The 12,674-nt window shown below is 35.9% G+C and carries 9 protein-coding genes; 5 read left to right on the plus strand and 4 right to left on the minus strand.

Annotated elements, in window-relative coordinates:
- The first annotated feature begins 5 nt into the window (after positions 1-5).
- From BC781_RS13265 to BC781_RS13275, 3 genes are all read left to right on the plus strand, one after another.
- Positions 6-4,730 (plus strand): efflux RND transporter permease subunit, encoded by a 4,725-nt coding sequence (locus BC781_RS13265; protein ID WP_109618487.1) that lies wholly within the window; start codon positions 6-8, stop codon positions 4,728-4,730.
- A gap of 11 nt (positions 4,731-4,741) precedes the next feature.
- On the plus strand, positions 4,742-5,467 hold the full coding sequence (locus BC781_RS13270) for a hypothetical protein (RefSeq protein ID WP_109618489.1): 726 nt from the start codon (positions 4,742-4,744) through the stop codon (positions 5,465-5,467).
- A gap of 223 nt (positions 5,468-5,690) precedes the next feature.
- Complete coding sequence (locus tag BC781_RS13275; RefSeq protein WP_109618492.1) at positions 5,691-6,884, plus strand: polysaccharide lyase family 7 protein; 1,194 nt, start codon at positions 5,691-5,693, stop codon at positions 6,882-6,884.
- A gap of 66 nt (positions 6,885-6,950) precedes the next feature.
- On the opposite strand, the gene menD is transcribed toward BC781_RS13275, so the two are convergent.
- The gene (menD, locus tag BC781_RS13280) at positions 6,951-8,636 is read right to left on the minus strand and encodes a 2-succinyl-5-enolpyruvyl-6-hydroxy-3-cyclohexene-1-carboxylic-acid synthase (protein ID WP_109618494.1); all 1,686 of its coding nucleotides are present in this window, start codon (positions 8,634-8,636) and stop codon (positions 6,951-6,953) included.
- A 126-nt stretch (positions 8,637-8,762) separates the two neighbouring features.
- Between menD and BC781_RS13285 the strand changes: the two genes are divergently transcribed.
- Positions 8,763-9,092, plus strand: coding sequence for a hypothetical protein (locus BC781_RS13285; RefSeq protein ID WP_109618496.1), 330 nt, complete (start codon positions 8,763-8,765; stop codon positions 9,090-9,092).
- 43 nt (positions 9,093-9,135) lie between these two features.
- Here BC781_RS13285 and BC781_RS13290 read toward each other — a convergent pair whose 3' ends face one another.
- The 3 genes from BC781_RS13290 to hisC all read right to left on the minus strand — a co-directional run bounded on the left by BC781_RS13290 (position 9,136) and on the right by hisC (position 12,127).
- On the minus strand, positions 9,136-10,563 hold the full coding sequence (locus tag BC781_RS13290) for a DEAD/DEAH box helicase (protein ID WP_109618499.1): 1,428 nt from the start codon (positions 10,561-10,563) through the stop codon (positions 9,136-9,138).
- 103 nt (positions 10,564-10,666) lie between these two features.
- Entirely contained in the window at positions 10,667-11,023 is a 357-nt protein-coding gene (locus BC781_RS13295) for a hypothetical protein (RefSeq protein ID WP_109618500.1), read from the minus strand.
- 54 nt (positions 11,024-11,077) lie between these two features.
- Positions 11,078-12,127, minus strand: a complete 1,050-nt coding sequence (gene hisC, locus BC781_RS13300; protein WP_317047238.1) for a histidinol-phosphate transaminase — start codon at positions 12,125-12,127, stop codon at positions 11,078-11,080.
- 180 nt (positions 12,128-12,307) lie between these two features.
- On the opposite strand from hisC, the gene BC781_RS13305 reads away from it, so the two are divergent.
- Positions 12,308-12,649 carry a hypothetical protein gene (locus BC781_RS13305; RefSeq protein ID WP_109618505.1) on the plus strand — a complete coding sequence of 114 codons (342 nt, stop codon included), beginning with the start codon at positions 12,308-12,310 and terminating at the stop codon, positions 12,647-12,649.
- Positions 12,650-12,674 lie beyond the last annotated feature (25 nt).

Raw genomic sequence — 12,674 nt, forward strand, 5'->3', positions numbered from 1 at the left:
TATCTATGAATTTTGTCGTCAAAAGAAAAGTACTGATCAGTATGCTCTTCATAGGTATGTGTATGTTAGGATACATCTCTTATGAAAGGCTAGAAATGGAGCTGTTTCCAAATGCGGAACCTCCAGTACTGATCGTCAATATCACAAGTACCTTGGAAGTAACTCCAGATTATATGGAGATACAAGGGATTGTACCAATTGAAGGTGCAATCAGTATGTTGGAGGGAATTGATGAAATTGAGTCTGAAGCAAATAATAGAAGAGGAACCATCTTTATTTATTATCAAGATGGTGTTGATATAAAGTTTGAACAACTTAAGTTGGAAGAGCGAATTAATAGCATTCGCTCAAATCTACCTTCAGAATTTCAAGCAGTTGTTTCTAAAATCAATCAGAATCAGCTCGGAAGTGACATGATGAGTCTTCAGCTTAAAGGCGTTGGAGGGATTGATCGTGTAAGAAATGTAGCTGATCGGGAAGTAATTGATGTTCTCAAAAGTGTAGACGGAGTTGCTAACGTTGAAATATTTGGAGGACGAGAAAAAGCTTTAGAAATCATTCTGAATGAAAAGGCTTGTGAAGCCAACGGAATTACAATTGGTCAGATTCAACAAAAACTGAGTGCGAGTGCTCAAGTCCGAACTTATGTCGGGAATGTGAAAGATGCGGGTAGCCGTTATTTTGTGAACATCACAGCACCTTTTGAGCGAGTTTCAGATGTAGAAGAAGTTTTGCTTGATGCTACAAAAGGAATTCGATTGAAGGATGTGGCAGAGGTGAGTTTCAATGTAAAAGAAGAAACCTCATTTAGCCGTTTGGATGGAAAAGATGCAGTTAACTTGTATTTGGTTTATGACACACAAGCCAATCAAATTGAAGCATCTCATAACATCAGAAATGAAATTGAAAAGCTGAACATTGCTCTAAAACCACTTCAAGTCGAATTAGATATTTCTACAGATACGGCAGAGGCAATGGAAAAAAATATGGAGGAAATTCAAGAATTGGCACTCACAGGAGGGTTGATTGCAATTTTCATCCTTTGGATTTTCCTCCGTCAACCTTTCTGGGTTTTAACAATTGGTGTCGCAATGCCGATTTCTATATTGACAGCTTTCAACTTCTTTTACGGATTCGGGATTACCTTGAATAGTTTGACCATGATCGGGATGGCTTTGGCACTCGGTATGTTGTTGGACAATAGTATTGTCGTGTTGGAAAACATCTACCGATGGTTCTCAATCACAAAAGACCCAGATGTGTCGGCTACGCAAGGTGTGCGTGAAGTATTGAGATCGGTTGGAGCGGCTACGCTTACAACTATTGTGGTGTTTATGCCATTTATTTTTGCTGATTCTTTTATCATCAAATTGATCGGTACAAACATCGGAGTCTCTATTATTTCGACCTTAATGGTTTCTTTGGTTGTTGCGTTTCTGTTTGTACCGATGGTGGTACATTTCTTTTTATCGAAAAATAAAAGTAACCCAATTTCGCAAAAAGAAATCAATATCAGAGATCGTATCGTACAGGTTTACAGCCTTCTTTTTAAGTGGGCGTTAAGACATCCTGCTCAATCGCTACTGACTCTTGTTTTTACTTTTTTCGGGTCACTTTTACTGACTTTGGTTGTCGGTTTATCAAATCTTCAATCAGTTGATACCAAAGATTTGAAGCTTTATGTAGAAATGCCAGAAGGTGCTTCGTTACAAAAGACAGATGATTTGGTAAAACAAGTGGAAGTCTTGTTGGATAGTTTGGATGAGAAAGAACATATCATCTCAAATATCAATGAAGGAGATGCAGTACTTACGATTAGTCTGCAAGAAGATTATGAAAAAGTAGCTGACCGAAAGATTTATCAGATCAAATCAGATATTGAAGAAAGAGTAAAGAATATATCGGAAGCTGAAATCTCGTTCGAACCCTCTTCATCTTCTAGCCGATTTGGCGGAGGACAAGGTGGCGGAAATGGAATGCGAGGAGGCGGAAGATTGCTAAAAGCTTTAGGAATCGGTACTCAACAAGAAGAAATTCAGATTAAAGGGACTGATTTTGTGCTTATGCAGAATTTTGCGAGTGACCTTGAGCAATATTTGAAAGAACTCGAAAATGTAAAGTCAGTCAGTAAAAATATTGGCAGCGACAGACCAGAGGTACATCTGAGTTTCGATCCTACGCTTATGAGTTATTGGGATATTTCTCTGCAAAATGTTGCTTCTGAATTGAATGCTAGTTCTAAAGAATCAACCGCAAGTGAAAAGTTTGTACAAGGAACTGAACAATACGATATCGTCATCAAAAGAGGGGATTTAACTCAGAATGATAAGGATATGCGAATGGATGATTTACGAAAGATGGAAGTATCAGATAATAATGGTACACAACATCAATTGAAGTCGTTCTCTGATATTCGATATGCCTCTGGAAAAGCAAGTATCAAACGTTTCAATCAAGGAAAACAGCTTTCATTATATATTCAGTTTGAATCTGAAATCAATGAAGCAAATGACTTGAAGGAAATTGCACAAATGGAAGTGCGTGAGCTACTAGCTTCACTACCAATTCCATCGGGTTTGGCTGTCGATTACATTGTAGAAGATGATCTATTTGAAGATTACTATTTCTTATTTGGAGCAGCTTTCATTCTCATTTATATGATTTTGGCAGCAGTGTTTGAATCTTTCTATGTGCCATTTGTATTGATGTTCACGATTCCATTGGCTGCAACAGGTTCATTCTTAGCTCTGATTTTAAGTGGTCAGTCGATTATGAATAGCAATGTATTTACAGGCTTCCTTATTCTATTAGGAGTAGTTGTAAACAATAGTATTATTCTGATTGATTATGCACAAGAGTTAAGAAGGAAAGGTTATCATAAAAACAGAGCGTTGCTGATGGCAGGGCAAGCTCGTCTTCGCCCTATTCTGATTACTGCAATTACCACAATTGTAGCTCTTGTGCCTTTAGCAATGGGAGATAATGAATATGTTGGAGCTATTGGTGCACCATTTGGAATTACCGTAATCGGAGGTTTGTCTTTCAGTACTTTGCTTACTTTGGTTTTCATTCCTGCTTTTTATTCGGGCTTGGAAGAAACCATCAATTGGTTCAAAAACTTAGAGTTCGGTTGGAAGTTATTCCAATTACTCTTGGTTGGCTTGATGGGTTATTACGTTTATTTCGAGGTTTCTTCTGTAATCTGGCAAATCATTATGGGGGCAAGTACAATCATGTTTGTTCCTGCAATCACATATTTCCTAAAAGAAAGTTTGAAGCAAGCCGATAATAAGCTTATTGCTGATGATGAAAAAGTAGAAATCGAGATTCAGCACTTGGTAAAAGTGTATGGTCGAGAAACTCAGTTTTTGAGAGAATGGAAAGGAGGACAACGTATTATTGCTTTCTTCGAGCATGAAAAATCATATACAAGATTGAAAGATCATGCCGAATGGCTTTGGCAATTGCCTTTGGCTGCTTTCTGGTTCTACTTTACATTTATATACCTCGAAACATCACTTTATCAGATGTTCTTGGCTGTAGGTTTTGGATTCTATTTATGGGGATTGATGAAACCTGTTAGTTATTGGTTACGAGAAAAACCAAAATTGTTGAAAGCTTTCCCTATTGTATTTTGGTGGACTTTTGTTTTAGGGCAGAACCTCTTAAGACCACTTTGGATTGATAATTCTCAACTGGTTTTCGTAGAGTTTTTAGGTGTGATATCGCTTATTATTTGGCATATCAGAACTGGGCTAGAGAAAAATAATTGGGAAGTTAAAGGCAAATGGAAAATCATTAGAGGAATTAAAACACTAGTGAAAAATATGCCTAAAGTTGGTAAGCCAAAAGCTGCTTTCCGAGCTTTGAATGGTGTTTCTTTGAATATTCAGCAAGGAATGTTCGGACTTCTTGGACCAAACGGAGCTGGTAAATCGACCATGATGCGAATCATTTGTGGAATCTATGAACAGAGTTATGGTAAAATCTGGATCAATGGAATAGATACCCAAGAGAAACGTGAAGAGTTACAAGGTTTGATCGGTTTCCTACCTCAAGAATTTAGCTGTTACGGAAATATGACTGCCTACGAATTCTTGGATTATGAAGCAATCTTGAAAGGTGTAACAGACGCGAAAGTTCGAAAGGAACGTGTAGAATATGTTTTGAAAGCTGTGCACCTTTGGGAGAAGAAAGATGTCCAAGTTGGAGGTTTTTCTGGAGGTATGAGACAAAGAGTCGGTATTGCTTCTATCTTGTTGCACTTACCAAGAATCTTGGTTGTGGATGAGCCTACCGCAGGACTTGATCCTAAAGAGCGTATCCGTTTCCGTAATCTTTTGGTGGAATTGAGTAGAGAACGAATTGTGATTTTCTCAACACATATCATCGAAGATATTTCAAGTTCATGTGATCAGATTGCAGTGGTTAAACGAGGAAACCTGATGTATTCGGGAGTTCCAGAAAAGATGCTTCATGTAGCAGAAGAGAAAGTTTGGCAAATGCAGTTGAGTATGGAAGAATTTGAGGAAGTGAATGAAAAGTATGTTGTCATTCATCATACTCGAGCAGGAAATGGTGTATTGGCTAGAGTACTTTCAGAGGTAAAACCATCGGAAGCAGCTGTTTCACTTCCACCATCTCTTGAAGACGCTTATCTGTGGCTTTTGAAAGGAAAAGGCTTGGAGCAGATTAAGGAAAAGGAAGAAGTAGAAGTATCACTTAATTAAACTGAAAAACAATGTTCAAGAGTTTTAAAAATTCATCCATCATTATCACAAGTATGGTGAAGTACAACTTGAAAATTATCTTTTCCAGTTTCTTTACTTACTTTCTGATCGTTGCCTTTTTAGTCTTGGCACTGATTGTAGGAATTGCTATTGCAGATAGTGAAGGCTTTAATTTTGCCATAGATTTGATGTATGGCTGGTTGTTATTTCCTGGAATGTTACTCGTTTTTTACCCAACTACTTTCGGGATTCAAAACGACAAAGATGCGAATATCTTAGAAGTGATTTTCTCTATACCGAATTACAGATATAAAGTATGGCTAGTGAGGTTAGTAATGGTTTTTATCATTTCAATAGCTATTCTAGCACTCTTTGATAGTTTGCTGTCGGTCTTGATTTTCCCACACGAAATATCAAAGGTTGTACTTCAGCTTTGTTTTCCTGTGATATTCTTTGGTAGTATAGGGTTCGTTTTTTCAACGATGATAAAAACAGGTAGTGGAGCTGCAGTTGTTACAATTCTTGTGACTATTGCATTAATGATTTTATCTGGTGCCGCAGAAGGAACGAAATGGGATTTCTTTTTAAATCCTTTCGATCAACCATACCAAGTTACAAATACAGCTTTATGGGAAGACATCATCTTCTATAATAGAATTTACATGCTTGTAGCAAGTGTGGCTATGATTCTTTATGCAATGATGCGTTTACAAAAAAGAGAAGCATTTAATAGCTAATAATTACTTATCATTATAGAGTACTTAAAGGCATCAATTATTGAAATTGGTGCCTTTTTTATTTCTATTTTTGCAGAAATAATCAATATAAAGTGTTGTTTGTACGTATTTAATTCAATTTTTTCATATTCAAAATCAATTCTGATAGAGCATTATCAATCAAAAATGTACTTTTTGAATAATTATCATTACAAACTATAATCACCAACACAAAATAATTACTATGATGACTTTTTATCGAACACTATTTTTACTCATTATTTTTTTATCCCAATTAGGTTATGCGTTTTCTAATGTTGAAAAACTAAAAGGGGACAAATTAACAGTAACCAAAGTAACTGCTAGTGCTAACAAAGGTGAAGCTCCTTATTTTACCACTGATGGGAATTTTGAAACCGCTTGGGAGGCTGAAGGAAAAGGACGGTATATTACTTATGATTTGGGCAGAATCAAAAGTGTATCGGGACTACGTGTAGCTTGGGGAAGTGGAAAGAAAAAACAATTCAAGTTTAAGATAAGAGTAGGTACATCTACCTCAAACTTGTACACTATTTATAATGGTACTTCAAGTGGGAAAACAGAGGATTTTGAAGATTATAAATTTCTACCTCAAAATGTTCGATATGTAAGAATTACAGGCTTTGGAAATTCAGAGGACGAATTGAACTCGATTAGTGAATTGGAAATTTTTGGAGGATACGTTAAGAACTCTGATATGATGGTGCAATTACCATCAGAGCTGATGCTCATCTATTTCACACAAGATTTGACAAACTGGAAACTAGATACAACTTCTGATCAGGATGGAAATGGGAAAGCTGATGAGGTGAAGCAACCTTTATTGAATAAATATTGGGATAAAAAACATTTTAAAGTATCCGAGGACCGTAAGGCAATTGTGTTTACAGCTTTTGCAGGAGGGGCAACTACAAAAGGTTCTGGTTACCCTCGTACAGAGCTTCGAGAAATGACAAATGGAGGGAAAGATAAAGCAAGTTGGAGTTCAACTGAAGGGAGACATGTAATGGAGATCACACAAGCTGTTACGAATTTGCCTTACAAGAAAAAGCACGTTGTAGTTGGGCAAATTCATGATAAAGACGATGATGTAATTGTGTTCAGACTCGAAAATAGAAAGCTATTTGTGGATATAAATGGTGAAGATGGACCTGTCTTAGATTCAAATTATAAGCTAGGAAAATTTTTTACAGTTCGATTTGAAGTCAGTGATGGAAAGACAAATTGTTTCTATAATGGAAAGTTGAAATATACGTTAGAAAAGGAATATGAAGGTGCCTATTTTAAGGCAGGCTGTTACGCTCAATCGTCTTGTCAAGGTAAAAAGAAAGTGGAAGGAGAGCGTTGTAGTTCATTCGCCGAAGTAGAAATTAGAGATCTTTGGGTCGCCCACGAGTAGTAAACACTTTGTAAAGTAAAACCCCAGTTTTAATATCGGCTATTAGAACTGGGGTTTATTATTAATTTAAATCTTAGGTATGAGTCTTTTAAATGCTCCAAATGTTGTTTTACAAAGTGCTTTATCTGTGAACACTTCTAAGATAGCTGGAGCATCTTTTTCATGTAGCCATTTTACTAAATTCTCTTCAAATTCCTCTCTAGTATTTACCGAGAAGTAAGCTAGACCAGCATCTTTAGCTGTTAATTCAGCCGTTCTTTTCTGATGTGTCTCAAAGTATTCTTCAAGCTCAGGTTGGCGAGCTGGACCATCAATCATTCTAAAAATCACCCCACCTTGATTATTAAGCATCAAGATTTTGACGTTTGATTTGAGATAGTTATTCCATAATGCATTTCGATCATACATAAAGGATAAATCTCCTGTAATCAAAAGTTGAGGTTCATTTGAAATCAAGCTGTGCCCAATCATGCTACTTGTACTTCCATCAATACCACTAGCTCCTCGGTTTGCCCAAACTTTCAATGGTTTCCCGAGTGTGGAAAGCATATTCGCATATCGAACAGACATGCTGTTAGCTAAATGAAGCTGAGTATTATTTTCACACTTTTCAATTGAACGATATATAGCTTCAAATTCTGAAAAGTCTTGTTCTTTAAAAAAGGTAGGGATTTTAGACCTAAAATCTGTATTAACTTTTTGCCATTGCTCTAAGTAACTTTTGTCAGAATCGTTCCATCTTTTAGAAAGTTCTTGAAAGAAATACTTTGGATTCACCCTCCATATTTTTCTTAGTGATTGGAATGTATCGGCAACATCTCCTGCTTCTTGTATGTGCCAGTGTTCTTGAGGTTTATGTTTACGAATAAACAATTTCAAGTTTTTACTGATGACAGACTTTCCAAATGAAATTACAATATCAGCTTGAAGTTTTTCAGCTCCTTCCATTCCTAAAAATGCATCTTGATGTTGAATGGCATTTGTGCATGAGTGAAAGTTTGAAATAATATCTGAGGCTAAAGGAAAAGGTAGTTGAGAGATAAAAGATGCAAAGTTAATATCAGTTTCTTGTTGTCCAGCAACTAATAAAATTCTTTTATCTTTTAGCTTATCCAAAATACTTGTCCATTGGCTTTCTGAAAGGATAGTTTCCCCTTTTTCTTCTTCAATGTGTTTAAATGGAGCATCAAAATCCATCGTTTCGCCTTCCATCGGATAGAAAGGTTCACGAAGTGGGATGTTGATTTGTACAGGGCCTTGTGGATAGCTTTTTGCAATATTAATAGCGTCTGAAACCGTACGATCTATTTGCCATTTTGCATCTGGGTGTTCATAGTCTACAGGAAGTTCGAATGCTCTTTTTATATGATTGGCGTAAATATTTTGCTGCCTGATAGTCTGACCATCTAGTTGGTCAATCCATTCAGGAGGTCGATCAGCTGTAAGAACGATCAAAGGGATTTGTTGATAGTAAGCTTCAATTATTGCAGGATAATAGTTGGCAGCTGCAGTTCCAGAAGTACAAATTAGTACAACAGGTTTTCCTGACTGCTGAGCCATTCCCATTCCTATAAATGCAGCAGAACGTTCGTCAGAAATAGAAATTGTTTCAATGTCTTTGTGACGAGCAAAGGCTAAAGTAAGAGGTGCACACCTTGAGCCAGGAGAAAGTACAGCTTTTTCCACACCTAAGGCAGCACAAATATTTGTGATCCCAACAATGGGATTTAATCTATATGTTGAACTATTCATGAGGTCAAATTTGTCGGTAAAAATAGTAAAGTTCTAAGTCAATCAGTGACTAAAGAAGGGATTTTTCAACGAAAATGAATGATGTAAAGCTATCATCATTTAGATTCTTGGAATAAACTGAATAAGATGAAAAATCTATTGTTTTTACACCTCTTGATCTTCTTAGGGAGTTGTATTCAATTGGAAGAAAAAGAATTTAAATTGGAATATGCATGTGAGTCATGTAAAGAAACGCTAGAACATAAGCTTCTTAGTGAATTGAAAGGTGTGCATTATTCTAAGCTGAATAGAGATTCTGGGATTTTACGTCTTAAAGTAGATCCCAAAGAGTTTGATTTAGAATGCCTCTTTCATTTTTTGGAAGAAGAAGGTTTTTCGAGAGAAAATGAAAAGCCACTCTGTTGTTTGAATGAAGAGACCGAACTAGATGCAGTTGGAGAATTGAGTAGTAATTAATAAAAAAGGCAGCTAAAGAGCTGCCTGTATATATTATTTTAAATTATCTTCTTTTTCCTCTTCCTCTTGAAGAGCTAGAACGAGAACTACCTCCACCTTTTGAAGAAGTTTTCTTCTTTTTAGATACATAAACAGAACTTCCTTTTGAAGATTGTCCTGCATTACGTCTCGCATTTCTTTGTTTCTTTTCCTGCTTCTTAACGTTTTTATCTTTCTTTTCGTGGAAAGCTCCTTTGTAGTTCGGGTCTTCCTTACGTTTCTGACGGTCAATTTCCATTGCCATTTCCTGATGCTCCGCAAAAGGGGTTTCTTCAATCAGAACTTCAGCTGGAATATCTTTAACAGGAATTTCAAGACTAATTAATTCTTGAATTTTCTTTAAGTGATACTTTTCAGCAGGGTTACAGAACGTAAAAGCCGTACCTTCCGTATTCGCTCTTCCTGTTCGTCCAACTCGGTGTACATACTCTTCATAAAGTACAGGTATGTCAAAGTTGATCACATGAGATACTGCACTTACATCAATACCTCTTGCAGCTACATCAGTAGATACCAGAATATCAACTTCGTCATCTCTAAAGGCTTGAATCGTATTTATACGAGTATTTTGTCCTTTGTTCGCATGTAAAACTCTAATGTTTGCATCCTTAACCTTTCTTTCCAAGTACTTGAAAATACTATCAGCTGTTTGGCGTTTTCGAGCAAAAACAATTACTTTTTTGAATGTTTCACGATCGCTCAAAAAGTGTTCAAGGAGGTTGATCTTAGATTTAATGTTTGGAACATAAAATAAAGACTGGTCAACCATCTCAGCAGTTGTAGCTTGAGGAGTTACCTCAACTGTTTCTGGAAACTCAAGGAATTCTTCACTTAGTTTCACAACTGTTTGAGGCATTGTAGCTGAGAAAAGAAGGTTCTGACGTTTTTTACTAGGTAAAATTTCTAGCATTTGACGGATTTGAGGCATAAAACCCATATCCATCATACGGTCAGCTTCATCCAAGACCATCGTATTGATTTCTTTCAAGTACAGTTCTCCTGTAGCGTATAAATCCATTACACGCCCTGGTGTACCAATCAGAATATCTACACCTTCTTTGATATCTTCTAACTGCTTTTTGATACCTATACCACCGAAAGCAACTTTGATTCTTAAGTCAGTATACTTTCCTAGGTTTGTTGCATTTTCTTTAATCTGAATGGCAAGCTCTCGGGTAGGAGCAAGAATCAAAGCTCTAGGATTATTACCCTGAGCGTATTTGATCTTCATTAGAATAGGAAGAACAAATGCGGCTGTTTTTCCTGTACCAGTTTGAGCAATACCGAATAAGTCATGACCAGCTAGAGCCAATGGGATAGCTTTTTCTTGAATTGGACTAGGAGCCGTAAAGCCTAAGTCATCAATAGCATTAAGAAGTTGTCGGTTCAGTTTGAATTGCTCAAATCCGTTGGTATTTGTTGATTGCTCCATTCAGAAATACAAATATTATTGGTAGAATTCTTTAGTTTCTTTTGACAAGAAGATCGCAAAGGTAGTGTTTTTGAACTAAACAATCTGAATTAGTAAGAAAATGTTAGGGAGTAATCACCCATTGCTCGGATGTTGATGTTTGGTTTTTGAATGTTTTTCTAAGACCTGTGGGGGTTGTGTCGAAGGTATTCCGAGTTGAAGTATCTACAAGTCTTACTTCTTTTGACTGACCAGAAATAAAACCTTCAATTTCTACAATAGATAGCCCATCTAGTAAGCCGTGATTCTTGAATTGGTTTTTGTCTTTGTCTTCAATGTAAACGTTGTAAATATTTGTAGACTGATTTACAATTTTGAGGTTGTAAAAGACCGGAGATTCATCAAAGGCATGATTGCAAGAACTTCCGATAATCAACAGCCCAATACATAAAAAGCATAAAATAAAGCTGTTATTCTTCATGGTTAGTTTAGTTTTCAGAAAGAACAACAGCTTTATTTTTCTTGGTTCCTAGCCTTATGAAAGCTCTTGTAAAGTTTCAATAAGGGCTATATTTTCTTCACGAGTACCTGCTGTAATACGCAAACAGCCTTCGCACTGAGCTACATGAGATTGGTTTCTCACAATAATCAATTTATTTAGTAGCGTAGTGAATACTTTATTAGGATTAGAAACTCTGACTAAGATGAAGTTAGTATCTGAAGGATAAATCTTTTCTACAACACTTAGCTTTGCAAATTCCTCTTCTAAGAATTTACGCTCTATGATCATATCTTCAACCATTTTAGTCATCTGTTCTTTTTGAGAAAGGGCTTTCAAAGCAGTTTCTTGTGTCAGTTGACTTAAGTTGTAAGGAGGCTTGATTTTGTTTAGCATATGTATGATTTCACTAGAAGCAAATCCCATCCCTAAGCGAAGACCTGCCATACCCCAAGCTTTTGAGAAAGTTTGTAAAACAATCATGTTAGGGTATTTGTCAAGCATTGATGTAAAGCTATCACGTCCGCTAAATTCCAAGTAAGCCTCATCAATAACTACGATCCCATTGTAATCTGATTCTAGGATATTAATAATTGCTTGGTATGCTAAGTTGTTACCTGTAGGGTTATTTGGAGTACATACGTAGACAACTTTTGTGTTTTCGTCAATTAATTCATGTACCTTTTTTTCATCCATTTGGAAGTTTTGATCCAAAGGAGCTTCTTTTACCTCTACAGTATTGATTAAGGCATTAACCTTGTACATCGCAAATGTTGGAGGCATGATCAAGATATTGTCTTGGTATGGCTCACAAAAAGTACGAGTAATATAATCTATTATTTCATCAGACCCATTGCCTAGAAAAATTTGATTTGCAGCCACATTCTTAATTTCTGCTATTTCTTTTTTCAACTCTTTCTGATAAGGATCAGGGTATCTATTGAAATCCAAGTTTCCTACTGAATGATATGGGTTCTCATTGGCATCAATAAAAATTCCTTCATTACCACTATATTCATCTCTTGCCGATGAGTATGGTTTTAGCGTTAAAATGTGTTTTCTGACCAGTTTTTCTAGATTAAACATGATGAGCTAGTTTTAAAATATTATTTATTAACCTACCTTAAAAGGTAATAAGCTGCTTCTGCAACTATTTTTTTAGACTAATGTTATTGTGACGTAATCCAAAGGCTGAAAATAAAAATATATTTTCATTTTCCTTTGTAAAATGCAAAGGGATTCACCAAAAACTATACTATTGTTAAATTGCTAAGACCTTATCATCAAATATTTCTTAATCAATTCATTGCTATAATTATAGCATTCATTGTGACGGGAGGAGCTGAATATATACTTCACTTTTCCATAGAAGATGAAGGCATTTGCTATGCTATTCTGTTAGAAAGTGATGATTTTGAGGAGGATGAGGAAGAAAAAGAATCTAAAAAAGAAATAGATGAAGAAAAGGTCTTCCCTGAATTTGATTACCCTTATTTACTGACTTGTTTGAGCAATGTTTTTTTTGATTTATACGATTTAAATATACCTCATTCCTTTATACAAGAAGTTATAAAACCACCTCCAGAACAGCCTTCCATTTTCGTGTAATATTTATTCAAAATTCATTTTCAAA

This window comes from Sediminitomix flava, from assembly GCF_003149185.1.
GTDB lineage: Bacteria > Bacteroidota > Bacteroidia > Cytophagales > Flammeovirgaceae > Sediminitomix > Sediminitomix flava.